Here is a 25,531-nt window from a genome sequence, read left to right on the forward strand (position 1 = left end):
CCCACCGCGAACCGACCCGCCTATTCGGTGAGGATCGTCTTGGTGGCTTCTCCTCGGAGGTGCTCGCCGATGACGCGATCGGCGGCGTCCAGCGCGCCGAGGTGCGACGTCACCAGGGCTGCGTCGAGAGCGCCGGACGCCATGAGGTCCAAGACCGCCGGAATGTGGGCGCGGGCGTGGGAACGCGCCAGGTGGTAGCTGATGTTGCGCCCGTACATCAGCGCGGTGGGAATCCTGGTGGTCCGCCGCAGCGACGCCGTGGACGCGCAGACCCCGTCGGACGCCGTCTTGGTGATCGCGGTCATCAGGCCTGGCCCGGTGACCGTTCCGTCGACGACCAGCGGCGCGGGCGGCAGCTTCCGCAGATCCTCGGGAGCGTGGGCGTGGAGCCCGATCGCTTCGGCGTGCCTGCGGACGTGTTCGCGCCGGTCCACGAAGTGGACTTGCCGGGCACCCAAGGCTTTCGCGGTGAGCGCCGCGTAGAGCATGGCGCTGGAGGACAGCGGGATGCGGTGACCGAGTTCGCCGAGGATGAGCACCTCGGAATCCGGGTCGTGCTCCAGCAGCGCGGGCAAGTGCGGGGCCACGCAGCGATATCCGTCGCTGACGTTGTCCGCCACCGACGCCGCCGCGGCGGGATCGACGCCGTCCGGGAGCCGGACGAGCATGCCATCGGCGAACGGGACCGTCACCAGATCGGCCAGGACACCGCCCCAGTGGCCGCCCGTGAGGCCGAAACCGTACATCGAAATCGGTGGCACAGCGGCACAATTCCCGGTCAGTCCAGCCGAGCACTGCTGGCAGCGACCGCAGTTAATCTGGAACGGCACCACCACCCGGTCCCCCGGGCGGAAGGACGTGACGGCCTCGCCGACCTCGGTCACCTCCGCGACGCACTCATGCCCGAACTGGAAGGGCAGCAGGAAGGGCGTGCGCCCGAGCCCCATGGCGCGATCCAGATCGCAGGTGGCCACCGCGATCGGATGCACCAGGGCCTCATCCGGCCTGGGATTGTGCGGAGCAGGCACATCGCACCAGCGCAACTGCCCACCCGGGCTCGCCACCAGAGACCGCATCGTGGGGCCCGACGCCTTCCTTCCGCGCCCCCGCGCCGCCGCCTTGAGCCGCTCGAACCGTTGATCGGCTGAGCGATCCAGCGCCACGCGCATCAGGGTCGGCCCCGACGTCGCGGTCGCGACGCCTGCCAGGTGACGGAACCAGCCGTGCGGCGCGTGCTGCCGACCTTCGGGATAGCCGAAGGCTTCGTCGACGATGCGAGCCGCCGATCCGCTCGTGCCCATGCCCACCTCACTCACCAGCTCGGTCGAGTGGCCCGGACTTCGCTCTCCTGCCCGAACCTGCGCAACGCGGTATCAGGAACCGCTCTGGGAAGGCTCTGGGAGGAAGGTACCGCGTTTGAGGCTCTGCTCGATGGTTTCCAGGGAACGGCCCTTGGTTTCGGGCACGCGGAAGTAGATGACGACCAGCGCGATGACGTTGAGGGCCGCGTACACCAGCATCGCTCCGCCGAGGCTCAGCGCGTTCACGAGACTGAGGGCGGTGGCGGTGACCAGGAGGTTCGCGCCCCACAGCGATGCGGCGTGCAGACCGGTGGCCGCCGGGCGGATCCTCAGCGGGTAGATCTCCGAGCCGAGCAACCAGCCGACCACCTGGATGCCGCCGGCCTGGAAGAACATGAACGCCAGCAGCAGGACCAGGGCGAGCCAGGGGTTCGGCTGGTCCCCGGACACGAGGAACACCAGGCCGAACAGCGCGATCGAGATCGCGGAGCCCGGCAGCATGGTGAGCATCAGGCGTCGTCGGCCGAGCCGGTCGACCACGAGCTTTCCGACCACGGTCATCACGACGTACACGACGCCGACACCGACGTTGGCCCACAGCGAGAAGTCCGAGGAGAAGCCGACCATGGAGAGGATGACCGGCGTGTAGTAGATCATCATCTCGAGGCCGGTGATCTGGGTGAAGACCGCGACCGCGAGCCCCGCGATCAGCGCGGGGCGCAGCCACGCCTCGCCGAGCGCCGACCAGGGGCCTCCCTCGGCCTCGTTCTCCCGGCGCAGCACGTGGCGGATCTCCCCCACCTCGTCGTCGGCGGCCTTGCCGTCCGGCCTGACCCAGCGCAGCACCATCCGCGCGGCGCTGACGTGGTCGTTGTTCACCAGCCAGCGCGGGCTCTCGGGCGCCCTGAGCATTCCGATGATCAGCAGCACGGCGGGGACGACCGCGACCACGATCTTCCAGTGCCAGCCGGCGTCTTTGAACACCACGTTGACCAGTGCGGCGCTGAGAATGCCGAGTCCGATGGCGACGTTGAAGAACGTCACGAAGCCACCGCGCCTCTCCGGCGGCGACAGCTCGGCGATGTAGGTGGGGATCGTCTGGGTGCAGCCTCCCACCGCGAGTCCCAGCAGCAGCCGGCTGCCGATCAGCGTGAGGGGTTCGGGAGACATCCCGGCGAGCACCACGCCGACCGCGAAGATCACCGCGACCGTGATGATCGTCGCCCGGCGGCCGAACCGCATCGCGAACCACCCGGCACCGAGCGCGCCGATCACCGCACCGACCAGGATGGAGGCGGTGATCGTCTCCTGGATGGTGTGCCCGGAGAAGGTGGCGCCGAACAGGTCGTAGGACTCGGTGATCCCGAAGTCCTGGGCGATCTGGATCAGGGTGCCGGAGATGACGCCGGTGTCGTACCCGTACAGCAAGCCGCCCAGCGCGGCCACGAAGGCCACGTAGTAGACGTTGCGGATCGGGTCGTCGGGGGTCTGAGAGGGCACGCCCCGCAGCTTCCGCTCCTCCGCGGACAGCTCCGGCTCGCCGCCGAAGTCCGCGCGGGTGGAATCCTCGGATCGTGGACCGGACATCCGCCCCCCTCGCGAAGTCTGGCGAAGAGCCGTGCGAATGCGATGCTATGGCACCGCGCACCTGGCCGCATCGCCGAACTCCGGCGCCGGAGAAACAGAAACACGCCCACCGGAACTCAGTCGTTCCCTGTTGCGAAGAGCGCACCAAGTCCCAGTTTTAGTCCAAACCGAGCCATGATCACGCCCGAAATGTCTGCTCAGTTATGACTAAAACTGGGAACTGGTGACCGCGTTGTTCGGGAGTGGTGTGAGCGCCGCAAGTCCTCACCGTCTCCTGTGGAATGTGCGGGGTGCTGGACGTTCTCGGTGGTGAGTCGGAGCGTGCGGTCACTCGGCTCCGCTGAGGCGTTGGGCGGTGGTGCGCAAGTGGGTGATGCAGTGCTCGCGCTCGGAACGCCCGACCGACGCGCGCAGGGGCCCGAGCTGCAGCTCCCACGCGGCCGCACCGGTGGCGTCGAAGACGGGTGCGACCAGGTAGCTCAGCGGCAGGGGTTCCTCCGAGCCGATGTCGGCCGCGGTGTAGGGCAGGCCGCTGATGTCGGTCATCAGCGACCGCACCCGGGTGCGCAGCTCGCGCGGAGCCGGGTGCTCGGCGAGGTGGTCGACGACGTCGGCCAGCACGTCGAGCTGCGCGGGAGCGGCGGCTCCGATCCCCCAGGCGGCGACCAGGTCGGATCGCAGGAGGCGCAGGGCTTCCGCGAGCCGGTCGCGTTGAGCCTCCTCGGCGCCGGCCAGCCACCGGGTTCGCTCCCGCTCGGAGCGGAAGGCGACCGCGGCGGCGCCCGCGGGGGCTCGCAGCGGCACGACGGTGTCGGGGGTGATCCCCGCTGGGATTCGACCGTCACCGGCGAACACCGACACGAAGGTGAGTTCGGTCGCCGTGACCGCGCTCAGCGCCACCCCGCACCCGGCGGCCTCGGCCAGCTCGCGCAAGGCCTCCTCGGTCCCCGGGGGCACGGCCGGTTCCGGTGCACCGCGCGCGATGAGGGCAGCCAGCCGCGCACCGAGCCGATAGCGCAGGTCGGTGCCGCGCGAGACCCACCCGCGCTCGGCCAGTGAAGCCAGGACTGCGAGCGCCGTGGATCGGCTCAGCTGCAGCTCGTCGGCGATCTCGGCCGCCCCGAGCGGCTCGGAGCGCCCCGCCAGCAGCTCGACGATGGCGACGACTCGCTCGGTGGGCGGCGACGAGGAACGTCCCTTGCCTTCCCTGGGCGAACTCCCTACCGTGCTATTCACATACTCACTCTAACGATTCGAATATTCGTGCAGCCAGTCAGGGAGGGTCCGCCCGTGACGACTTCACCGTTGGCAGCGGCCGCTGACCTCGACGACGTCGACTTCGCCTTCGAGGACGCGCCCGAGCTCCACCAGGTCCTCGCCGAGCTGCGGGCGAGCAAAGCCCACGCGGTGGTGCCCTTCGCAGGGGCGCACGCGGTGCTGCTGCTCACCCACGAGCTGGTCAGCGCCGCGTTCAAGGACGAGGACACCTTCCCCGCCTCGGCGATCTACCCGCTGACCACCGGCCCGGTCCTGGGCCGCACGTTGCAGTGCATGTCCGGGCGCGAGCACCGCATCAACCGGGCGATCGCCTCACCACCGTTCCGCCGCAACCGCGCCACCGACTACGTCGAACCGATCCTGGAACCGCTCGCCCACGAGCTGGTCGACCGGATCGCCGATCGCGGCGAAGCCGACCTGGTCGAGGAGTTCACCAGCACCTATCCGGTCCTGGTCATCAGCCGCCTGCTCGGGCTGCCGGTCGAGGACGAGCAGACCGTCCGGCGCTGGGCGCACGACCTGTTCTACTACCCGTTCGAGCCCGAGGCGGCCAAGGCGAGCTCGCGGGAGTTCACCGACTACCTCCGGCCGGTCCTGCAGCAGCGGCGATCCGAGCCCGGGGACGACCTGATCTCCAGGCTGGTCACCGAATCCGCGGAGGACGAGGCGCTCACCGACGAGCAGGTGCTGTCGTTCCTGCGCCTGCTGTTCCCGGCAGGCGCGGACACCACCGCGCTCGGACTGGCCAACCTCCTGACCGGACTGCTGACCCACCCCGACCAGCTCGCCCTGGTCCGCTCCGATCCGCAGGAGCACGTGCCCTGGGCGGTCTGGGAGGGCCTGCGGTGGGAGCCACCGGTGGGATTGCTGCCGCGGTTGTGCCCGGAAGCCACCACGTGGCACGGGATCGACGTCCCGCCGAACACGTTCATGATCTTCTCGATCAACGCCGCCCTGCGCGATCCGGCGAAGTTCGCCGACCCGCACCGGTTCGACGTCACCCGCCGCGAGACGGCGATGCTCGCGTTCGGTCAGGGACCGCACACCTGCGCGGGGACCTGGCTGGCCCTCGCCGAGCTGCGCACCGCCCTGACGGTCCTGCTCGAACGGCTCCCGGGACTGCGCTTGCACCCGGCGGCGACCGCCGAGCAGGTGCGGGTGCGCAGCCAGGTCGGCGTCGCCCTGCGCGGCCCCCGCTCCCTGCCCGTCCAGTGGGACCGGCCGTGAACCCGCGGACGCGCGCGACCCCCGGACGGACGGATCCGGCCGGGGGTCGCGCGGTTCGTCAGGCCGGGCCGTCTTCGAGGTCGCCCTCCGCCTGGAGGTAGACCTCGCGCAGCGCCTGGAGGGTCTCCGGGTCCGGTTCCTCCCACAGCTTGCGGTCAGCCGCTTCGAGGAGCCGCTCGGTGATCCCGTGCAGGGCCCACGGGTTGGACGTGCGCATGAACTCCTGGTTCTCGGAGTCCAGCACGTAGCTCTCGGCGAGCTTCTCGTACATCCAGTCCGCGACCACGCCGGTCGTGGCGTCGTAGCCGAACAGGTAGTCCACAGTGGCCGCGAGCTCGAAAGCGCCCTTGTAGCCGTGCCGTCGCATGGCCGACAGCCAGCGCGGGTTGACCACGCGAGCGCGGAACACCCGCGCCGTCTCCTCGTGCAGGGAGCGTGTCTTGACCGAGTCCGGCCGCGTGCTGTCGCCGATGTAGGCGGCCGGGTCCTTGCCGGTCAGCGCGCGGATCGTGGCGATCATCCCGCCGTGGTACTGGAAGTAGTCGTCGGAGTCGGCGATGTCGTGCTCGCGGGTGTCGGTGTTCTTCGCGGCCACCGAGATCCGCCGGAAGGCGCTTTGCATGTCCTCCCGCGCCGGGACGCCGTCGAGATCGCGGCCGTAGGCGAAACCGCCCCACACCGTGTAGACCTCGGCCAGGTCCTCGTTGCCGCGCCAGTCGCGGCTGTCGATCGCGGGCAGCACGCCCGCGCCGTAGGAACCCGGCTTCGAACCGAAGATCCGCATCGTCGCGCGACGCTGATCCCCGTGGGTGTCGAGGTCCGCCCGGGAGTGCGCCCGCACGAAGTTCTGCTCGTCGGGCTCGTCGAGGTCGGCGACCATCCGCACCGCGTCGTCGAGCAGCGCCACGACGTGCGGGAACGCGTCGCGGAAGAACCCGCTGATGCGGATGGTGACGTCGATGCGCGGACGGCCCAGGTCCTCCAGCGGGATCGGCTCCAGGCCGTTGACCCGCCGGGACTGCTCGTCCCAGGTCGGGCGAACACCCAGCAGCGCGAGGACTTCGGCGACGTCGTCGCCGGAGGTCCGCATCGCGGAGGTCCCCCAGACCGACAGGCCCACCGACTGCGGCCACGTCCCGGTGTCCGCCTGGTAGCGCTCCAGGAGGGAATCGGCCATCGCCTGGCCGGTTTCCCACGCCAGCCGGCTCGGCACGGCCTTGGGGTCCACCGCGTAGAAGTTGCGGCCCGTCGGCAGCACGTTGATCAGACCGCGCAGCGGCGAACCGCTGGGGCCGGCGGGCACGAAACCGCCTTCCAGCGCGTGCAGGGCGGCGGTGACCTCGTCGGTGGTCGCCGCCAGGCGCGGGATGACCTCGTTGGCGGCGAAGGTGAGCACGCCGGCCACGGTGGAGTCGGAACGACCCAGCACCTCGCGGCAGGCGGCATCCGCGGCACCCGGGTCCCAGTCGAGGCGCTCCATCTCCTCGACCAGCGCGTGCGCCTGGGACTCGGCGTCGTCGGTCTGCTCGCGCGAGGCGCTGCCGTCCTCGGACATGCCCAGGGCTTCGCGGAGACCCGGCAGCGCCTGGCTGCGCCCGCCCCACATCTGCCGCGCGCGCAGCATCGCCAGCACGAGGTTGACCCGGGCCGGTCCGGTCGGTGCGTCACCGAGGATGTGCAGCCCGTCGCGGATCTGCGCGTCCTTGACCTCGCACAGCCACCCGTCGACGTCGAGCAGGAAGTCGTCGAATTCCGCGTCGTGCGGGCGTTCCGCGAGACCGAGGTCGTGGTCGAGCTTGGCGGCCTGGATCAGCGTCCAGATCTGGCTGCGGCTCGCCGGGAGCTTCGCCGGGTCCATCGCGGCGATGTTGGCGTGCTCGTCGAGGAGCTGCTCCAGGCGCGCGATGTCGCCGTAGCTCTCCGCGCGCGCCATCGGCGGCACGAGGTGGTCGACCAGGGTCGCGTGCACCCGGCGCTTGGCCTGGGTGCCCTCCCCCGGGTCGTTGACAAGGAAGGGGTAGATCAGCGGGAGGTTGCCCAGCGCGGCGTCCGGCGCGCAGGACGCGGACAGGCCCGCCGACTTGCCCGGCAACCACTCCAGGTTGCCGTGCTTGCCGAGGTGCACCATGGCGTGCGCGCCGAAGTCGTCGGCGATCCACCGGTAGGCGGCCAGGTAGTGGTGGCTCGGCGGCAGGTCCGGGTCGTGGTAGATGGCGATCGGGTTCTCACCGAAGCCGCGCGGCGGCTGCACCATCAGCACCACGTTGCCGAAACGCAGTGCGGCGAGGACGATCTCGCCCTCGGAGTCCTGAGACCTGTCGACGAACAGCTCGCCCGGCGGCGGGCCCCAGTGCTGCTCGACCTGCTCGCGCAATTCCGCAGGGAGCGTCTCGTACCACTGCCGGTACCGCTTGGCGGGCAGGCGGATCGGGTTGGACGTCAGCTGGTCCTCGGTCAGCCAGTCGCGGTCCTGACCACCGGCCGCGATCATGGCGTGGATCAGCGCATCGCCGTCCTGCTCGGCGAGCCCGGGAACGGCGTCGGAACCCGTTTCCGGCCCGACGTCGTAGCCCTGGTCGCGCAGCGCCTGCAGCAGGCGAACGGCGCTGACCGGGGTGTCCAGACCGACGGCGTTGCCGATGCGCGCGTGCTTGGTCGGGTAGGCGGACAGCATCAGCGCGACGCGGCGGTCGGCGGCCCGCACGTGACCCAGCCGGGCGTAGCCGACCGCGATCCCGGCCACCCGCGCCGCGCGCTCGGGGTCGGCGACGTAGACCGGCAGCCCCTGGGAGTCGTTCTCCTTGAACGAGAACGGCACGGTGATCAACCGGCCGTCGAACTCCGGCACCGCGATCTGGGTGGCGGAGTCCATCGGGGACAGACCGTCGTCGTTGGCCTCCCACTGCTCGCGGCTGCTGGTGAGGCACAGGCCCTGCAGGATCGGGATGTCCAGCTCGGCGAGCTTGCCGATGTCCCAGGCCTCGTCGTCGCCACCGGCGGAAGCCGTTGCGGGACGGGCACCTCCGGCCGCCAGCACGGTCACCACGAGCGCGTCGGCGCCGCCGAGCGCGTCCAGCAGTTCCGGGTCGGGGCTGCGCAGCGATGCGCAGAACAGCGGCCGCGCTTGGGCTCCCGCGTCCTCGATCGCTTCGCAGATGGTGTGCACGAACGCGGTGTTGCCCGCCATGTGGTGCGCGCGGTAGTAGAGGACCGCGACGGTCGGACCCTCGGTGGTGCGAGGCTCGCGCTCCAGCACGCCCCAGGAGGGCGCCGGAACCGGCGGTTCGAAGCCGTTTCCGGTGAACAGCAGCGTGTCGCTGAGGAAGTTGTAGAGCTGCGAGAGGTTCTCCGGCCCGCCGTGGGCGAGGTAGCTGTGCGCTTCGGCGCAGACACCGCCCGGAACGGTCGAGCACTCCATGAGCTCGGCGTCGGGTGCCTGCTCGCCGCCGAGCACGACGACCGGGCGCGGGCCCGCGAGCAGCTGGTCGAGCCCGGCCTCCCACGCGCGACGTCCGCCCAGGATGCGCACGACGACGAGGTCGGTGCCCTCGACGAGTTCCTCGAGCTGTTCCCCGGCTTCCACGCGCGCCGGGTTGGCGAGGCGGAAGTCAGCACCGCTGGCGCGCGCGCTGAGGAGATCGGTATCCGATGTGGACAAGAGCAGGATCATGCGGTGAATTCCTCGACGTGCTTCGTCGGCAGCGCGATGACTTCGCCGAGCGCAGGCGGCCAGGACGCGGTTCGCATGGTGCACCTCTCTCGGGGTCCTCGCCCCGGACATGGCTGGGTGGGCACGGCAGGCGGAGTTTCCTGGCTCCCGGATCGGCGCGCACCCCGGTCTTCCAGCCGAACGCGGCCGTGATCTCGTGGTGGGGTTTGCTCCCCGGTGACAGTGGCGGGACCGCGCCGGAATCGCACCGGCTTCCTCCCCCTGCTGCAGTCGTCGGTGATCCTACCGACAGGCGCTGATGTTGCAAACAAGCTGCAACTACCATGTATCGCCGTGCCCACCTACGACCACGATTCCCGGCTCCGGGACGACGCCTGCCCGGGCGCGGTGCGCCTGCACCCGGCCGAGGACGGTGGCCTGGCACGGATCCGCGTTCCCGGCGGCAGGCTGACCGCTGATCAGCTGCGGTCGGTGGCCACTGCCGCGCACGAGCTGGGCCAGCAGCATATCGAACTCACCTCCCGCGGGAACATGCAGGTCCGCGGCTTGCGCGACGACGCGGGAGAGGAGTTGGCGCGCAGGCTCTCCGCGAGCGGACTGCTGCCCTCCGTTCCGCACGAGCGGGTGCGCAACATCCTCGGCTCGCCGCTGAGCGGATGTGACCGGATCGGCCTCGTCGATGTCCAGCCGCTGGTCACCGACCTCGACGACAGGGTGTGCGGTGATCCAGAACTCACCGCGCTGTCCGGGCGCTTCCTGTTCGCCTTCGACGACGGCCGCGGCGATGTCGCCGGTCTGGGCGCGGACGTCTCGGTCATCGCGGTCGGCCCGCACGAGGCCGCGCTGCTGCTGGCCGGGACCGACACGGGCCTGCGCACGCCCCCGGCGAGCGCCGCCGCGGTGATGCACGTCGCAGCCCGCGCGTTCCTGGCCGAGCGCGAGGCGCAGGACTCGGGCGCGTGGCGGCTCGCGGAGCTCGACCGGGGATCGCCGCGGGTGACCGCGCGGGTGCGGGCCGTGCTCGACGGCACCGAACACCCCCTCCGGCAGGGCGCGCCGCTGCCCGACCTGCCGGCACCGGAGTCGACCGTTCCCGCCGGCGCGATCGAGGGCGTGGACGGGCAGGTCACGCTCGCGACCGTGGTGCCGCTCGGCCGCTTGTCGGGCGAGCAGGCGGCCGCGCTCGCCGATGTGGCGAGCGCCGGTGCGGGCGAGATCCGTCTCACTCCGTGGCGCGGCGCGCTGATCCCGTTCATGCTCGACCCGGCCCGGAAGCACATGTCCACTGTGGAGCGCGCTGGGCTCGTGACCGACCCGATGTCGCCCTGGATCGGCGTCACGGCGTGCACCGGTCGCCCGGGATGCGGCAAGGCGCTCGCGGACGTGCAGACCGACGCGGCACGCGCGTTGCCGCTGATGCCGAGGGGAAAGGCCGTGCACTGGGCCGGATGCGCCCGCCGCTGCGGTGTTCCCCGGGGGGACGTCGTCGATGTGGTCGCCACCGAGGGCGGTTACCAGGTGAGCCACGGCGGTCAGGTCCGCACGCACAACGGCAACATCGATGACGCCGCCACCGCGGTGGCGGCGTCCCGGAGGGAATGAGTGAACGACTACATCCGCGACGGCGCGGAGATCTACCGCCAGTCCTTTGCCACGATCCGCGCCGAGACGGACCTCTCCGGGCTGTCCCCCGAGGTCGCTCAGGTCGCGGTGCGCATGGTTCATTCCTGCGGGATGGTCGACATCGTCGACGACCTGGACGTCTCCGCCAACGCGGTCCTCGCCGCCCGCGCGGCCTTGCGGCGCGGTGCCCCGATCCTGTGCGATGCCAACATGGTCGCGGCCGGGGTCACGCGCAAGCGGCTGCCCGCCGACAACGAGGTGATCTGCACGCTGGGCGACCCGCAGGTCCCCGAGCTGGCGAGCGAGTTGCGCAACACCAGGAGCGCGGCGGCGATGGAGCTGTGGCGCGGTCGGCTCGACGGCGCCGTGGTGGCCGTCGGGAACGCGCCGACCGCGCTGTTCCGGCTGCTGGAACTCGTGTCCGAAGGGGCCGGGGTTCCCGCTGCGGTGCTGGGCATCCCGGTCGGCTTCATCGGTGCCGCCGAGTCCAAGGTGGCGCTGGCCCGCAACGACCTCGGACTGGAGTACGTGGTCGTGCACGGGCGTCGCGGCGGCAGTGCTCTCACCGCAGCCGCCATCAATGCAATTGCGAGCGAGGAAGAATGAACGCAGCGGAAGAAACCAGCCCTGGGACGGGCCGACTTTGGGGCGTGGGCCTCGGCCCCGGCGACGAGGAGCTCGCCACCATCAAGGCCGTCCGGCTCATCGGTTCGGCGGACGTGATCGCTTTCCACAGCGCCCGCCACGGTCGCAGCATCGCCTACTCGCTGGCCGAGCCCTACCTCCCGGGCGGCCAGATCGAGGAGGCGCTGGTCTACCCGGTGACCACCGAGGGCACCGACCACCCCGGCGGGTACCAGGGCGCGATCGACGACTTCTACGCCGACAGCGCCAACCGCCTCGCCGCGCACCTCGACGCGGGACGGGACGTCGTCGTCCTGTGCGAGGGAGATCCGCTCTTCTACGGCTCCTACATGCACATGCACAAGCGGCTCGCGCACCGGTACCCGACGGAGGTCGTGCCGGCCGTGACGTCGATGAGCGCCGCTTCGGCCTCACTCGGCCGTCCGCTCGTGGAGCGCGACGAGGTGCTGACCGTGCTCCCGGGGACCCTGCCGAGCGACGTCCTCGCCGAACGCCTCGCGGGCACCGACGCCGCGGCGATCCTCAAGCTGGGGCGCACGTTCGGGTCGGTCCGCGAGGCGCTGGACAAGTCCGGCCGGCTCGACGAGGCCTGGTACGTGGAGCGCGCCTCGACCGAGCGCGAGCGCTTCGAACCGCTCGCCGAGGTCGATCCGGAGTCGGTCCCCTACTTCTCGCTGGCGCTGATCCCCAGCCCGGCCAACCGCCCGCAGGCGGACGGGACTCCCGCCGCCGCCCCTCCGGCGCCCCCGCAGGTGGGCGAGGTCGTGGTGGTAGGGCTCGGTCCCGCGGAGCGCTCGTGGTTGACCCCGCAGGCCCAGGACGCCCTGGCCACCGCCGACGAACTCGTCGGGTACGGGCCGTACCTGGACCGGGTTCCGGCCAACCCGCGGCAGATCCGGCACGCCTCGGACAACCGCGTGGAGGCCGAGCGCGCGGAGCACGCGCTGGAGCTGGCGCTCAACGGTTCTCGCGTCGCGGTGGTCTCCTCGGGCGACCCCGGCGTCTTCGGCATGGCCACGGCCGTCCTGGAAGCCGCCGCGGACCCCAGGTTCGAGAAGGTGGACGTGCGGGTGCTGCCGGGCCTGAGCGCGGCGCACGCGGTCGCCAGCCGCGCGGGCGCGCCGCTGGGCCACGACTACTGCGTGCTCTCGTTGTCCGACCGGCTCAAGCCGTGGGACGCGATCGCCAAGCGGCTCACGGCCGCGGCCGAGGCAGATCTCGCGCTGGCGCTCTACAACCCGGCATCGCGCAGCCGCAAGTGGCAGGTCTCCGCCGCGCGGGACCTGCTGCTGGAGCACCGGAGTCCCCAGACGCCGGTCGTGATCGGCCGCAACGCCGGGTACGCGAACGAGCACATCACGGTGACGACGCTCGCGGAGCTCGACCCCGACGACGTCGACATGCGGTGCCTGCTGATCATCGGCTCGTCCACCACGCGCGTGGTGCAGCGCGGTGACAGCACGATCACCTACACGCCGCGGCGCTATCCGGCGTAGTCGTCCAGCCACGCGATGGCGGCCTCCACGGTCGCCACGCGTGGCGCCTCGGGCGGCGGAGGTCGACGCACGACAATCACCGGCAACCCGAGCTCGCGGGCGGCCACCAGCTTCGCCGCGGTCATCTCCCCTCCGCTGTCCTTGGTCACGACCACGTCGATGCGGTGCTCCCGCAGCAGCTCCCGCTCCCCCTCGACCGCGAACGGCCCGCGTTCCAGCAGCACCTCAAGGCTGCGGGGACGCGGGGATTCCGGGTCCGGCGGATCGACGCAGCGCAGCAGGAACTCGTGATCGTCGAGGTCGGCGAAGGCGGCCAGCCCCTGGCGCCCGGTCGCCAGGAAGACCCGCCGCTCGGCCGGGGTCAGGGACTGCGCGGCCTCCGGCAGCGAGCTCACCCAGCGCCAGTCGTCGCCGGGCTGCGGCTGCCAGCCCGGGCGGCGGAGGATCAGCAACCCGCACCCGGTGCGCCGGGCCGCTCCGACGGCGTTGGTGGTGATCTGCTCGGCGAAGGGGTGGGTCGCGTCGATCACGACGTCGATCGCGTGCTCCTGCAGCCACGCCGCCAGGCCCTGCTCGCCGCCGAACCCGCCGACGCGGACCGCGCCGTCGGGCACCCGGGGATCGCGCACGCGCCCTGCCAGCGAGGACACTACGGTGTAGCCGGTACGTTCGGTGAGTTCCGCGGCGAGCCGCCGCGCTTCGCCGGTCCCGCCGAGGACCAGCACCGAGGTGCTCACAGCACGACCTCCGCAAGACGGGAAACCTTGGAATGACCACGCCCGCGAACGAAGGCGGAAAGCTCCGCTACGGGTGGACGACAGGTGCCTGCGCGACCGCGGCGACGACCGCGGCCTACACCGCGCTGCTGACCGGATCCTTCCCCGACCCGGTGGGGATCGTCCTGCCCAAGGGGCAGACGCCGGAGTTCGCGCTCACGCGCGAGAACCTGGCCGAGGACTCCGCGAGCGCGTCGGTCGTCAAGGACGCCGGTGACGATCCCGACGTCACGCACGGGGCCGTGATCAGCGCGACCGTGCGGCACGGCGAGCCGGGCTCGGGCGTGTCCTTCGTCGCCGGTCCCGGCGTGGGCACCGTGACCAAACCCGGCTTGCCGCTCGACGTGGGCGAACCGGCGATCAACCCGGTGCCGCGCCAGATGATGCGCGAGGCCGTGGACGGCGTTGCGGCCGCCCACGGCGGCAGCGGCGACGTCGTCGTGGAGATCTCCGTCGAGGGCGGCGAGGAGATCGCCACGCGCACCTGGAACCCGCGGCTGGGCATCCTCGGTGGACTGTCCATCTTGGGCACCACGGGTGTGGTCGTGCCGTACTCGTGCTCGGCGTGGATCGCGAGCATCCGGCGCGGTGTCGACGTCGCGCGGTCCGCCGGGCACCAGCACGTGGCCGGGTGCACGGGCAGCACTTCGGAGCGCGTCGTCAGCGAGGTCCACGGCCTCCCCGAGGACGCGCTGCTGGACATGGGCGATTTCGCCGGCGCAGTGCTGAAGTACCTGCGCCGCCACCCGGTTCCGCGCCTGACCATCGGTGGCGGCGTCGGCAAGCTGTCCAAACTGGCCCTCGGGCACCTGGACCTGCACTCCGGACGCAGTCAGGTGGACCTGAGCGCGCTCGCGGACATGGCGCGCGAGATCGGGGGCGACGACGACCTGCTGGAGCAGATCCGCAACTCCAACACGGCTCTGGAAGCGTTGCGGCACAGCCAGTCCGCGGGAGTCGCGCTGGGCGACCTCATCGCCGAGCGCGCGCGGGTCGAGGCCGTCGCCGTCCTGCGCGAGGCGCCGGTCGCGGTCGACGTGATCGTCATCGACCGCGCAGGCACCATCGTCGGGCGGACGGCCGGCTCCTAGGCCCCGCTCCAGGACCGGGAACACCGGCCGCGCCGAGTCCTCCAACGCTCAGTCGCGCTGCCGCGACGCGGAGTAGAGGCTGCTGTCCTGGAACTGCGACGCGGCCAGCGCCTCACCGACGACCAGCACCGCGGTGCGCTTGATCTCGGCGGCGTGGACCTGCTCGGCGATGTCCTTCAGCGTGCCGCGCAGGATGACCTCGTCGCTGCGGCTCGCGCGCGCCACGACGGCCACCGGGCAGTCCTGCCCGTAGTTGGGCACCAGTTCCTCGACCATCTGATCCACCCGCTGGATCGCCAGGTGCAGCACCAGCGTCGAGCGCGAGAGGCCCAGCGTCGCCAGGTCCTGCCCCTCGGGCATCGCCGTCGCTCGCGCGGCAGTGCGCGTCAGCACCACGGTTTGGGACACGCCCGGCACCGTGAACTCGCGCTTGAGCGACGCGGCCGCGGCCGCGAACGCGGGAACGCCGGGGACGACGTCGTAGTCCACCCCTGCCGCGTCGAGGCGACGCATCTGCTCGGCCATCGCGCTCAGCACCGACGGGTCGCCGGAGTGCAACCGCGCCACGTCGAGGCCCTGCTGATCCGCGGTCACCAGCTCGTCGATGATCTCGTCCAGCGTCATCTTCGCGGTGTTGACCAGGCGCGCGTCCTGCGGGCACTTCTCCAGGAGCTCCTCCGGGACCAGCGCACCCGCGTACAGGCACACCGGCGCCGCGGCGATCGCGTTCTGCCCCCGCACCGTGATGAGGTCGGCGGCGCCGGGTCCGGCTCCGATGAAATGCACTGTCATCGCTTGCTTACCTTCCATGTCGTCACTGGCATCATCGTGCGCCACCCGGTGAACTTCCCGACCGGCGAACCGCGGCTGACCGCAGTGCGCACCAGCTCACCGCCGAGCCGTTCGTACCAGTCGGCCAGCACCGCTTCCGATTCCAGCGTCACCGCGTTGACCACCATCCTGCCGCCCGCCGCGAGCGAGTCCCAGCAGGTCTGCACGACTCCCGGGACGGTGACCGCTCCGCCGACGAAGACCGCGTCCGGCCGTTCCAGGTCCCGCAACGCGTCCGGCGCGGAACCGGTGACCACGTCCAGGCCGGGAACGCCGAGAGCAGCGGCGTTGCGCGCGCACCGGGCGGCTCGCTCGGCGTGCGCCTCGACGGCGATCGCGCGGCACGCCGGGTGACTGCGCATCCACTCGATGCCGATGCTCCCGGCACCGGCACCGACGTCCCACAGCAGCTGACCGGGCACGGGTGCCAAGCGCGAGAGCGTGATCGCGCGGATCTCGCGCTTGGTCAGCTGGCCGTCGTTCTCGAAGGCGTCATCGGGAAGCCCTGGCGTGCGCGGCAGGAGAGGCGCACCGGGCTCGGGACGCACGTCGATCGCGATGACGTTGAGCGGGCCGACCTCGGCGTGGGGCCACTCCCCCGCCACCCCGTCGATCCTGCGCTCGTCCGCACCGCCGAGCTGTTCCAGCACGCTCAACTCGCTGTCCCCGCAACCGCGTTCGGTGAGCAGGGCCGCCACGCTCGCCGGAGTCCGGCCGTCCGAGCTCAGCACCAGCACCCGGCGACCCGGTTGGACGGAGGGGTGCAGGGTTTCCAGGGGTCTGCCCACCAGGCTCACCACGTCGACCTTGTCCAGCGCCCAGCCCATCCGGCCGCACGCCAGGGACGCCGAGGACGGGTGCGGGATGACGTGGACGCGCTCCGGCCCGAGCAAGCGCACCAGCGTGCCGCCGATGCCGAAGAACATGGGGTCGCCGCTGGCCAGCACGCACACCTGGCGATCCGCGTTCTCCGCCAGCAGCGAGGGGAGCGCGTCGAGCATCGGCGACGGCCAGGAGAGGCGCTCGGCGGCAACGCCATCGCCCAGCGCGGCGAGCTGCCGCGTACTGCCCATGACGACGTCCGCCGCGCGCAGGGCGTGGTCGGCCGCTGGGGAGAGGCCGGGGGTTCCGTCGGCACCGATGCCGACGACGGTCACCCGAGAGTCGGATTCACGCATCGCGACCCGCGCGTTCGGCCTGGTCGGCGATCACCGCGCGCTCCGGGCCGGGACCTCGCGCGCACCGATCGCCGGGACTCGCGGACGGCGCTCCCCGCACGGCCGCGAGATGCGGTCCGCTCTGCCGATCACGTGCACACACCACCACCCACGACGAAGCTCAGGACCGCCCGAGTCTAGTTGCCATCAACCGGCAACAGGGTGCCACCCGCTGCCGTGCCGTGCAGTAACGCCGGTCACCGAGATCGCCGATCCCGATCACCAGCAGCCCGCCGCGCTGACTCCCCGACGATCCGCGCGCCTCCGCGCATCCGACCGAAAGCCTTGTGCGGCAGGCAGAACAGAGGTATCGATATGCGGAACCAGTGTGCTTGTGATCGGGAACACCCAACGAAGGGCTTCCATGCGCGTCTCTCGCCTCGTTCTCGCCGCCGTCGCCGCGGCCGTCATGACCGTCTCCGCCGCGCTCCCCGCCGCCGCCGACGAACCGCTCCCCGTGCCGTACCAGTTCCTGCCCTCCGCCATCACGGCCGGAGCGCAAATCAACGCACCGGGCACGAACGACTGGGCGTGCAGACCGTCGCCCGAGCACCCGCGTCCGGTCGTCCTGGTGCACGGGACCGTCGGGAACAAGTCCACGAACTGGGCGACCTACGGTCCGCTGCTGAAGAACGAGGGCTACTGCGTCTTCGCGCTGACCTACGGCGCACCGGCCTCCTCGCCCACCGGCCACGACGCGCTCGGAGGCTTCGGCGACATGCGGGCCAGCGCGGCCCAGCTGGCGAAGTTCGTGGACGAGGTGCGCGCGTCCACCGGATCCGACCAGGTCGACCTCGTCGGCCATTCGCAGGGCACGCTGATGCCCGCGCACTACGTCAAGTTCCTCGGCGGAGCGCCCGCGGTGAAGAACTACATCTCGATCGCGCCTGCGTGGAACGGCACGGGCACGGATCCCGCGCGGCCGCTGAGCGCGCTGGCGAACGCGTTCGGCGTGCAGCTCCCGGTGTGCGGGGCTTGCCCGCAGCTGCTCACCGGATCGGAGTTCATCACCGACCTGCACGAGGGCGGCCTCGCCTCCCCCGGCGTGGAGTACCTCAACATCATGACCAAGTACGACGAGCTGGTCGTGCCATACACCTCCGGAGCCGCGCCGGGCATGACGAACATCGTCATCCAGGACGTCTGCCCGGAGGACTTTTCCGACCACCTGCAGCTCGCGGCCGACCCCAACGCGGCCCGCCTGGTCCTCAACCGGCTCGACCCGGCCAACGCCCGACCCGTCGCGTGCCGCGCCCAGCTCCCGGCAGTGGGCGGCGCGTGAACACCGACCCGCAGGCGGTGATCGGAGTTCGATCTTGATGTCATTCACCACTGATCGCATCGCGAGGGCCGTCCGGAGCCCGTTCGGTTACTCACTGAAGTGATCCGATCGCAGTTGCGCCCAGGTTGTTAACCCGTGTGAGTGTTCGGGTTGAAGGTTCGGTCACCGCCGGTTACGTTGGTCGAGACATCACGGTCCGGTCACGGCGCTGCGGTCGCCCCCGCGCGGCGTCGTGGCCGGACCTTCCTCCCCGACACGGAAGGCGCACGTGGTCACCCTCCGCACCGCAGGCCGACGCTCCCCCGAGCCGGCGTTCGAAGCCGAGCAGACCTGCGGCGCGGACGTGCGCCCGTGGTGACCCTCCCCCTGGGATCGCCGCAGGCCGCCCTCGGCGCCCGGGTCCGGACGATGGCGCGACGCGTGCGCGGTTCGGCGTCCGGCCTCGCCCTGCGCTTCACCCACGGCACCTCCGCGCTGACCCCGACCGCGGACCCGGTGTCGCGTTCAGGGGCCGAGGTCGTCACCCCCGCGGCCTCGGCCCCCGGTGCGCTCGGCGTCGCCGCCTCGGACGGGGTGCCGCTGCACGTGGACGTCACCGGTGATCCGCGATCGCCCGTCACCGTGGTCCTCGCTCACGGGTTCTTGGCGGACAACGACTTCTGGCACCTCCAGCGCTCGTCGCTCGCCCGCAGAGCGCGGGTGGTCTCCTACGACCACCGCGGCCACGGCCGGTCCGAGATGGGCGGAGTGTCCGCCCTCAACCTCGACCAGCTCGGCGACGACCTGGCAGCAGTGCTCGACCAGACCGCTCCCGAGGGGCCGGTGGTGCTGGTCGGGCACTCGATGGGCGGCATGGCGATCCTCGCGCTCGCCGAGCAGCGGCCCGAGCTCTTCGGCGACCGCGTGGTCGGCGTCGGCCTGGTGACGACCGCGGCGGCACCGGTCAACGGTCCTGTGCTGCTCCCGCCCGAGGCCGCCAACCTGGTGCTGGCCGTCATCGACCGGCTGCGACTGACCTCGGTCTCGTGCCGCGCCCTCAGGCGTGCCGCCCTCGCCACCGCTCGGGCGTTCTCATTCGCCTCGCGGGTGCCGCCGTCGACGGTGGACTTCGTCCTGCAGCTCACGCGGTCGAATCCGGTCCACGCGCTAGTGGCGCTCATCCCCCAGTTCCTGACCCTGGACAAGCGCGCGGCGCTGCCGGTTCTGGGCCGGGCGGCCACGCTCGTCGTCGGGGCGGGCCACGACGTGACGATCGCGCCGGAGCACAGCACCGCGATCGCCCGTGCGGTACCGGGCTCCGAACTGGCGATGATCCCGAACGCAGGCCACATGCTCCCGCTCGAACACCCCGCGGCCCTCGGCGAACTGCTCGACGGCCTCATCGCCCGCGCCACCGCATCCCGGCTCGCCACCGGCTGAAACACGGCGTCCCCCACGGCCGAACCCCTTCGGCGACAACGTCATTCAGCCGGGTGCAGTGCTCGCCGGAGAGCTTCCAGGGTTTCGGCTTCCTGACGTTGCGACACCGCTGCTCCGGCGATCACCGCCGACCGGTGGAAGGTCCCGGGGAACAGGTGCAGCTCCACCGACACTCCCGCGCGCAGCAGCGCGGAGGCGTAGGCCAGGCCCTCGTCGCGCAGCGGGTCGTTCTCGTACACCGCGAGGTACGCGGGCGGAAGACCCGACAGGTCGTCGGCACGAGCGGGTGCCGCGTGCGCGGGTACGTCCCCGCTCCACCCGCGCAGGTAGTGCTGCCAGCTCAGCACCGCGTCGGAGTGGTTCCACAGCGGCGTGTCCCCGAACGTGCGCGCTGAGCGCGTCTCGACCCGGTCGTCGACCTCCGGGGCGTCGAGCACCTGGAACCGCACCGGAGGACCGCCACGGTCGCGGACCAGCAGCGTCAGCGCCGCGGCCAGCCCGCCACCCGCGCTCATGCCGTGGACCGCGAGGCGCGCGGGGTCCACGCCCAGCCGATCGGCCCCGGACGCCGTCCAGCGCAGAGCCGACTCGCAGTCCCGCAACGCGGCCGGGTACGGGTGTTCGGGCGCCAGCCGGTAATCGACCACGACGACGACCGCGGGGAGCCGCGAGCACAGGTTCACCGCCTGCGCGGTGAGCGAATCCATGCCTCCCATCACGAAACCGCCCCCGTGCAACAGCAGCACGGCAGGCAGTGGATCGGGGGCGCCGGACGGGCGGAAGGCCCGGACCGCGACCCCCTCGACGCCGGGCACCTCGTGCTCGGCGATGTCGACCCCGGTGGTGTCGGCCGGTGCGGCGCGCGCGGCGAGCTCCGCCATCCGCCCGCGAGCTCCGTCGAGGTCGTGGATGTGCAGGTCGGGCAGCGCGGGCAGGGCTGCGGCCAGCTCGGGATCAAGGTGCACGGCCCACCTCCGGAGAGTTAGGGGTCCTCGCAGAATCACGTTGCTTGGCAGCGCGGGTGGCGGAACCAGCTGAGTCTCACACTTGAAGACAACGGCTCCCGCCGCATTCTGAAACGACTCCTTCAACACTTTGTTGATCGCGCTGCGCTGCGGGTTTCCCGCGGATCACGTCTTGACGTTCCCCGTACCGCGATCCACACTTCACGCCACTGTCCGAAAGTATATTTCCGCATAACGGAATGAGGGATCGTGTCCGCAGCTTCGGCGCAAGCATCGCGAAGTCCGGTGCGCAGCGTCCTGTCCTCGTTGTTCGTCCAGGTCCTCATCGCTGCAGCCCTCGGCACCCTCGTCGGCCACCTGTGGCCGAGCTTCGGCGAGTCGCTGAAGCCGGTCGGAGACGGGTTCATCCGGCTGATCAAGATGGTCATCGCGCCGCTGATCTTCTCCGTCGTGGTCGTCGGGATCGCCAAGGCCGGTGACATGCGCTCGGTGGGGCGGATCGGGCTCAAAGCCCTGATCTACTTCGAAATCGTCACCACGGCGGCACTCGCGCTCGGCCTCATCGCGGGCAACGTCGTCCAGCCGGGCGCCGGCCTCAACGTCGACCCGAGCACCCTGGACGCCTCGGGCGTGGAAGCCAAGACGCACGGCGAGCAGATGCCCGGTGCCGCGGACTTCGTGCTGCACATGATCCCGGAGAGCGCCGTCGGAGCCTTCGCCGACAACGAGCTGCTCCAAGTCCTGCTGCTGGCAGTGCTGTTCGCCGCGGGTCTCCTGCACGTGGGACTCGATCGCGCCCCGCAGGTCTTCCACTTCATCGAGCAGACCGGCGAAGTCATCTTCAAGATCATCGGCTACGTGATGCGGTTGGCCCCGATCGCGGTGTTCGGCTCGATGGCCTACCTGATCGGCCAGTACGGCCTGTCCTCGCTGTCGACCTACGCCAAGCTGATCGGCGCCTGCTACGGCGCGGCCGCGCTGTTCATCGTCGTGCTCGGCGTGCTGCTGCGCGCGTTCACCGGGTTGAGCCTGATCCGGTTCGTGCGCTTCACGCGCGAGGAGTTCGCGCTGGCCGTGGGAACCGCGTCCAGCGAGTGCGTGATGCCACGCATGATGGAGAAGCTGGAGCGAGCCGGCTGCCGGAAGGAGGCCGTCGGTCTCGTGGTGCCGACCGGATACTCGTTCAACCTCGACGGCGCGTCGATCTACCTGTCGCTGGCGACGCTGTTCATGGCGCAGGCCGTGGGCGTGGAACTCACCATCGGTCAGCAGATCACCGTCGTCCTCGTTCTCATTCTCACGTCCAAGGGCATGGCGGGCGTGCCGGGTTCTGCCTTCATCGCGTTGTCGGCGACGGCCTCCGCGGTCGGCGTGATCCCGGTGGCGGCGGTGGCGCTGATCCTCGGCGCGGACCGGATCATGGACACCATGCGCGTGGTGACCAACCTCCTCGGGAACTGCGTGGCGACCTTCATCGTGTCCAAATGGGACGGTGCCCTGGATCCGCTGCGGGCGCGAGAAACGCTCGCCACGCCTGAAGCCTCGGCGAAGTTGATGGCCGCGGAGCATTCCGCGACCACGGCCCAGGACGCGGCCGCTCCGGACTCCCCCACCCAGCAGCACGGCGACCAAGAGCTCAGCAGGTAACCGCCCCGGTTCGCGCTACCGCCGACGAGTTCCCGGTAGCGCGAACCGGCGCCGCACGCTCCCCAGCCCCTTCCGCTGCGGTGAAGCCGCGGGACCGAACACCCGCGCCGCTCAGCGCACCATCCCCCGGCCGGCCGACACCGCTCGGCTCGCGCGACGCCGAAGGTCGGCGCGACGACCGAGCGCGACCTCGCACACCGCGAGCACGGGAATCCGCTTTTCGTTGCACTGCAGGCATAACCGCGGTTAGCCTTCACAGTGGCGAGTGCGTTGACGTCCGCCTCTCGCCCCTGCGCGCACCCCGCCCGTTTCTCCGAAACGCCCGGCGGTGACGCGTCACACGCCTTTCGTCCTGCACGCGTTGTTCCTGGGCGCGCACTTGTATCAGCATGCTCTCAGCGGAAACCCGGCGTACGCGCACATCGATTTCCGGTCCGGTCGAACTCCTCTCGGAATTCCCGAATTCATCCCTTCCCGAACGTCGACCACCACCTGAGGGATTGCATGGCACCTCCTACCACCGGCCAGGCACCGATACCGGAAGAGGCACCGCGGCGCACTCGTGCCGATGTCGCAGCACTTCCCGACACCGCCGATCCGCGCACCGGTCTCGCCACCGTCGCCCGTCGCGTGCACTTCATCGCCGGGCTGGCGGTCGCGCCCTTCTTGGTCCTCATGTGCCTCACCGGACTGGTCAACGCGTTCACGCCGCAGATCGTCAACGCCGTCCACGGGCAGGAGTTGTTCGCCGACACCGTGACCGGCGAACCCAGACCCGCTGCCGAGCAGGTCGCCGCAGCGCTCTCCCCTCATCCGCAGGCGAAGCTGAAGGCCGTTCTCCCGCCCGCCGAACCCGGCCGCACGACCGGAGTCGTCCTGTCGACGCCCGGACTTCCCGACATCGACCGGTTCTCCGACGAGGACCTCACCGTCTACGTCAACCCCCACACCAACCGCGTGCAAGGCGAGCTCACGACGGTGAAGGACCGGCCGCCCGCGCAGGTGTGGTTGCGCAACGTCCACGGAAACCTGCACCTCGGCCAGGTGGGGCGGCTCTACTCCGAGTTCGCGACCAGCTGGGTGCCGGTGATCGTCATCTGCGGGCTCGTCCTCCGGCTCGCGCACCGGCGCCAGTCCGGAACGCGCGACCCGCTCGCGACCCGCGCGCGAGCCCGTGCCGTGCACAGCACGTTGGGACTCTGCCTCGGGCTCGGCCTCGTGGCGCTCGCGGTCACGGGCTTCTCCCAATCCCACCACGTGGGGGACCGGGTGGACCAGGTGCTCGCGAGTCTCAGCTCCAGCGAACCGGAGCTCCACACCGAGGAAGTCACGGTGCCACCGGGTGCCGAGCGCATCGGCGTGGACCGCGTGCTGGAGGCGGCGCACGCCGACGGCCTGCGCGGAGAGCTGACCATCACCGCACCGGCCGAGCCCGGAGAGATCTTCGCGGTCGCGGAGACCGGAGAGGGCTGGCCCGTCCACAACGACCGCATCGCAGTGGATCCCCACACAGGACAGGTGATCGACCGCGTCGCGTTCGACGACTACCCGCTGCTCGCCAAGCTCAACGTCCTCGGCGTCCGAGCCCACGACGGCACGTTGTTCGGGATCGTCAACCAGGTCGTCGTGTCCGCGCTCGCTCTCGGAACGCTGATCCTGATCTTCCTCGCCTACCGGATGTGGTGGAGTCGTCGCCCGCGCGACGCGGCCTGGCCGTCCCCTCCGCCTCCCGTGTGGCGAGCGCTCCCCCGGCCGGTGCTGCTCACCGCGGTGGTTCTCGGCGCGGCCCTCGCCTGGGCGATGCCCGTACTCGGCGTCTCCCTCATCGGATTCCTCGTCCTCGACTCGATCATCAGAACCGTCCGGCGCCGTGCGCACCAGGAGTGAGGGCAGAGGTGCTCGCGCCTCGATTCGCCCGGAGGACTCCGCGATCCGGATTCGGCTACTCGTACGACTGGGAGGCGACGATCATGCGCGCTGGATCAGAGACGCAGTGCGACAGGGCCGCGATCAACGCTGTTCTGACCGAACAATTACCTCTCGGCGGAGAGGAATTCAGCGATCTGTGCGCTGACGCGGATCTGGTCGAGGTGCGCGCTGATCTCCTCGACGAGGTGGACACCGCACGACTGCGCGATCATTTCGGCGGCCGTCTCGTCTACTGCCTTCGCAGCGCGGACCGAGGAGGGACCTTCGACGGCTCCCCCGCGCAGCGACGAGCGCGGTTGCTCGCCGCTGCCGAGCGCTACGACTTCGTCGATCTGGAGGCCGATCGCGATCTCGTTCCCGCTCTGCTGGAACGACTTCCGGCACGACGGCGCCGAATCTCGTGGCACGGCACCGCCCCGGACCAGGACGTGCTGCGCGAGCGGTTCGCCCGGATGACCGCCGCGGGTGCCGCGCACTACGTGCTCACGACGGTCACGACTCGGGCCGAGGACGCCTTGGTGCCGCTGCGATTCCTCCGCGGTCTCGGCCGATCGGATGTCACCGCGTTCGGCACGGGAGCGTCCGGTCTGTGGAGCCGCTTGCTCGCGCCCCACCTCGGCGCACCCGTCGTGTTCGGCGGGGTGGGCGACGGCGAGGCCGACCTGCCGACTGTCCAGCAGCTGGTGAGCGACTACGGATTCCCCCGGATGCGGGGGCTGAACACCGTCTGCGGGATCGTCGGCCGATCGGTGCTGAGCTCGGTGTCACCGCGCGTGCACAACGCCGGTTACCGCGCTCTGGACATCCCGGCCCTGTACTTGCCGTTCCAGGTGAAGGATTTCGAGTCCTTCTGGGACGAGGTCGCCGAGTCCGGTCTGGCCGAGCTCGGCCTCCCCATGAGCGCGGCCACCGTCGTCGCACCGCACAAGGAATCCGCGCTCGCGGCGGCCGCCACCGCCAGTCGGGCGGCGCGCAGTTCGGGGTCGGCGAACTCGCTGGTCCGCCACGGCAGCTCCTGGCACGCCGACACCTCCAACAGCCCGGCCATCAGTCGCGCCCTGGCCCGCGAACGAGTACCGGTCGCCGGCCGCAAGGCCGCCGTCATCGGGTGCGGCGGCGCCGGACGTGCCGCCGCACTCGCGCTCGCCGAGTGCGGGGCGGACCCCGTGCTCGTCAACCGCGACCCGGGACGAGGACGCGCTGTCGCCGGGGAGCTCGGCCTCGGGTTCATCCCCCTCGACGACTTCCACGCCAACGGGTATTCGCTCCTCGTGCACGCGACCCCGATGACCGACCGAGCCCCGTTCCACCCGGCTGAGCTCCCGGACGACGCCGTTGTCGTGGACATGGTCTACGCCCCGGAGGAGACCGCGGTCAGCATCGGCGCCCGCGATCGCGGGCTCACCGTCATCGACGGGTGGGACGTGCTCCTCGCCGACGCCGGTTGCCAGTTCCGCTTCATGACCGACCACGAGATCCCGGCCGAGCAGACGCGAGCGCTGCTGCACGCCGCGCGGATCTCCCGGCGCTCCCAGCACCGCTGACGA

Annotated in this window: 18 protein-coding genes and 1 riboswitch; of the genes, 10 read left to right on the top strand and 8 right to left on the bottom strand. The window is 71.0% G+C overall.

Going from position 1 to position 25,531, the window contains the following annotated elements; genetic code table 11:
• Nucleotides 1-20: 20 nt before the first annotated feature.
• The 3 genes from FHU35_RS01730 to FHU35_RS01740 all read right to left on the bottom strand — a co-directional run bounded on the left by FHU35_RS01730 (nucleotide 21) and on the right by FHU35_RS01740 (nucleotide 4,124).
• A complete protein-coding gene (locus FHU35_RS01730; RefSeq protein WP_145736018.1) occupies nucleotides 21-1,301 on the bottom strand; it encodes a zinc-dependent alcohol dehydrogenase in 1,281 nt (426 codons plus the stop codon).
• A gap of 72 nt (nucleotides 1,302-1,373) precedes the next feature.
• Nucleotides 1,374-2,888: a sugar porter family MFS transporter gene (locus tag FHU35_RS01735; RefSeq protein WP_145736020.1), complete on the bottom strand. Its 1,515-nt coding sequence runs from the start codon at nucleotides 2,886-2,888 to the stop codon at nucleotides 1,374-1,376.
• 327 nt (nucleotides 2,889-3,215) lie between these two features.
• Nucleotides 3,216-4,124, bottom strand: coding sequence for a helix-turn-helix domain-containing protein (locus FHU35_RS01740; RefSeq protein WP_145736022.1), 909 nt, complete (start codon nucleotides 4,122-4,124; stop codon nucleotides 3,216-3,218).
• A 54-nt stretch (nucleotides 4,125-4,178) separates the two neighbouring features.
• On the opposite strand from FHU35_RS01740, the gene FHU35_RS01745 reads away from it, so the two are divergent.
• Nucleotides 4,179-5,393, top strand: coding sequence for a cytochrome P450 (locus tag FHU35_RS01745; RefSeq protein ID WP_145736024.1), 1,215 nt, complete (start codon nucleotides 4,179-4,181; stop codon nucleotides 5,391-5,393).
• A gap of 58 nt (nucleotides 5,394-5,451) precedes the next feature.
• On the opposite strand, the gene cobN is transcribed toward FHU35_RS01745, so the two are convergent.
• Nucleotides 5,452-9,063: a cobaltochelatase subunit CobN gene (gene cobN / locus FHU35_RS01750; RefSeq protein ID WP_145736026.1), complete on the bottom strand. Its 3,612-nt coding sequence runs from the start codon at nucleotides 9,061-9,063 to the stop codon at nucleotides 5,452-5,454.
• Between the two features lie 133 nt (nucleotides 9,064-9,196).
• Nucleotides 9,197-9,321, bottom strand: a riboswitch (cobalamin riboswitch).
• Between the two features lie 75 nt (nucleotides 9,322-9,396).
• Here cobN and cobG point away from each other — a divergent pair.
• From cobG to FHU35_RS01765, 3 genes are read left to right on the top strand one after another with little or no spacing between them, the layout of a single operon-like run.
• On the top strand, nucleotides 9,397-10,665 hold the full coding sequence (gene cobG / locus FHU35_RS01755; protein ID WP_145736028.1) for a precorrin-3B synthase: 1,269 nt from the start codon (nucleotides 9,397-9,399) through the stop codon (nucleotides 10,663-10,665).
• Nucleotides 10,666-11,292 carry a precorrin-8X methylmutase gene (locus FHU35_RS01760; RefSeq protein ID WP_145736030.1) on the top strand — a complete coding sequence of 209 codons (627 nt, stop codon included), beginning with the start codon at nucleotides 10,666-10,668 and terminating at the stop codon, nucleotides 11,290-11,292.
• Nucleotides 11,289-12,827, top strand: coding sequence for a precorrin-2 C(20)-methyltransferase (locus FHU35_RS01765; RefSeq protein ID WP_145736032.1), 1,539 nt, complete (start codon nucleotides 11,289-11,291; stop codon nucleotides 12,825-12,827). The genes FHU35_RS01760 and FHU35_RS01765 overlap by 4 nt, the downstream gene beginning before the upstream one ends.
• Here the strand turns inward: FHU35_RS01765 and FHU35_RS01770 are convergent.
• A complete protein-coding gene (locus tag FHU35_RS01770) occupies nucleotides 12,815-13,564 on the bottom strand; it encodes a cobalt-precorrin-6A reductase (RefSeq protein ID WP_246110015.1) in 750 nt (249 codons plus the stop codon). The genes FHU35_RS01765 and FHU35_RS01770 overlap by 13 nt on opposite strands.
• A gap of 32 nt (nucleotides 13,565-13,596) precedes the next feature.
• Between FHU35_RS01770 and FHU35_RS01775 the strand changes: the two genes are divergently transcribed.
• Entirely contained in the window at nucleotides 13,597-14,694 is a 1,098-nt protein-coding gene (locus tag FHU35_RS01775) for a cobalt-precorrin-5B (C(1))-methyltransferase (protein WP_145736034.1), read from the top strand.
• A gap of 48 nt (nucleotides 14,695-14,742) precedes the next feature.
• On the opposite strand, the gene cobM is transcribed toward FHU35_RS01775, so the two are convergent.
• Together cobM and cbiE are read right to left on the bottom strand one after the other, a co-directional pair.
• Complete coding sequence (gene cobM, locus FHU35_RS01780; protein ID WP_145736036.1) at nucleotides 14,743-15,486, bottom strand: precorrin-4 C(11)-methyltransferase; 744 nt, start codon at nucleotides 15,484-15,486, stop codon at nucleotides 14,743-14,745.
• Nucleotides 15,483-16,703, bottom strand: coding sequence for a precorrin-6y C5,15-methyltransferase (decarboxylating) subunit CbiE (cbiE, locus tag FHU35_RS01785; RefSeq protein WP_145736038.1), 1,221 nt, complete (start codon nucleotides 16,701-16,703; stop codon nucleotides 15,483-15,485). Before cbiE ends, cobM begins: the two co-directional genes overlap by 4 nt.
• Nucleotides 16,704-17,106: 403 nt before the next feature.
• Here cbiE and FHU35_RS01790 point away from each other — a divergent pair, with 403 nt between their 5' ends.
• Both FHU35_RS01790 and FHU35_RS01795 read left to right on the top strand, forming a co-directional pair.
• Nucleotides 17,107-18,024: an alpha/beta fold hydrolase gene (locus FHU35_RS01790; RefSeq protein ID WP_145736040.1), complete on the top strand. Its 918-nt coding sequence runs from the start codon at nucleotides 17,107-17,109 to the stop codon at nucleotides 18,022-18,024.
• Between the two features lie 351 nt (nucleotides 18,025-18,375).
• Nucleotides 18,376-19,443 (top strand): alpha/beta fold hydrolase, encoded by a 1,068-nt coding sequence (locus tag FHU35_RS01795; RefSeq protein WP_145736042.1) that lies wholly within the window; start codon nucleotides 18,376-18,378, stop codon nucleotides 19,441-19,443.
• 41 nt (nucleotides 19,444-19,484) lie between these two features.
• On the opposite strand, the gene FHU35_RS01800 is transcribed toward FHU35_RS01795, so the two are convergent.
• Nucleotides 19,485-20,408, bottom strand: coding sequence for an alpha/beta hydrolase (locus FHU35_RS01800; RefSeq protein WP_145736043.1), 924 nt, complete (start codon nucleotides 20,406-20,408; stop codon nucleotides 19,485-19,487).
• A 249-nt stretch (nucleotides 20,409-20,657) separates the two neighbouring features.
• On the opposite strand from FHU35_RS01800, the gene dctA reads away from it, so the two are divergent.
• The 3 genes from dctA (at nucleotide 20,658) to FHU35_RS01815 (ending at nucleotide 25,528) form a co-directional block, all read left to right on the top strand.
• A complete protein-coding gene (dctA, locus tag FHU35_RS01805) occupies nucleotides 20,658-22,055 on the top strand; it encodes a C4-dicarboxylate transporter DctA (protein ID WP_145736045.1) in 1,398 nt (465 codons plus the stop codon).
• A gap of 504 nt (nucleotides 22,056-22,559) precedes the next feature.
• Nucleotides 22,560-23,942 carry a PepSY-associated TM helix domain-containing protein gene (locus tag FHU35_RS01810; protein WP_145736047.1) on the top strand — a complete coding sequence of 461 codons (1,383 nt, stop codon included), beginning with the start codon at nucleotides 22,560-22,562 and terminating at the stop codon, nucleotides 23,940-23,942.
• An 83-nt stretch (nucleotides 23,943-24,025) separates the two neighbouring features.
• Nucleotides 24,026-25,528 carry a bifunctional type I 3-dehydroquinate dehydratase/shikimate dehydrogenase gene (locus FHU35_RS01815; RefSeq protein WP_145736049.1) on the top strand — a complete coding sequence of 501 codons (1,503 nt, stop codon included), beginning with the start codon at nucleotides 24,026-24,028 and terminating at the stop codon, nucleotides 25,526-25,528.
• The last annotated feature ends 3 nt before the right edge of the window (nucleotides 25,529-25,531 follow it).

The organism is Saccharopolyspora dendranthemae, assembly GCF_007829955.1.
GTDB classification, from domain to species: Bacteria; Actinomycetota; Actinomycetes; order Mycobacteriales; family Pseudonocardiaceae; genus Saccharopolyspora; species Saccharopolyspora dendranthemae.

Excerpts from the sequence above, each read along its gene's own strand:
- FHU35_RS01730 (WP_145736018.1), bottom strand. The coding sequence starts at position 1,301 with ATGGGCACGAGCGGATCGGCGGCTCGCATCGTCGACGAAGCCTTCGGC.
- FHU35_RS01735 (WP_145736020.1), bottom strand. The coding sequence starts at position 2,888 with ATGTCCGGTCCACGATCCGAGGATTCCACCCGCGCGGACTTCGGCGGC.
- cobN (WP_145736026.1), bottom strand. The coding sequence starts at position 9,063 with ATGATCCTGCTCTTGTCCACATCGGATACCGATCTCCTCAGCGCGCGC.
- FHU35_RS01765 (WP_145736032.1), top strand. The coding sequence starts at position 11,289 with ATGAACGCAGCGGAAGAAACCAGCCCTGGGACGGGCCGACTTTGGGGC.
- FHU35_RS01775 (WP_145736034.1), top strand. The coding sequence starts at position 13,597 with ATGACCACGCCCGCGAACGAAGGCGGAAAGCTCCGCTACGGGTGGACG.
- cobM (WP_145736036.1), bottom strand. The coding sequence starts at position 15,486 with ATGACAGTGCATTTCATCGGAGCCGGACCCGGCGCCGCCGACCTCATC.
- cbiE (WP_145736038.1), bottom strand. The coding sequence starts at position 16,703 with ATGCGTGAATCCGACTCTCGGGTGACCGTCGTCGGCATCGGTGCCGAC.
- FHU35_RS01790 (WP_145736040.1), top strand. The coding sequence starts at position 17,107 with ATGCGCGTCTCTCGCCTCGTTCTCGCCGCCGTCGCCGCGGCCGTCATG.
- FHU35_RS01810 (WP_145736047.1), top strand. The coding sequence starts at position 22,560 with ATGGCACCTCCTACCACCGGCCAGGCACCGATACCGGAAGAGGCACCG.
- FHU35_RS01815 (WP_145736049.1), top strand. The coding sequence starts at position 24,026 with ATGCGCGCTGGATCAGAGACGCAGTGCGACAGGGCCGCGATCAACGCT.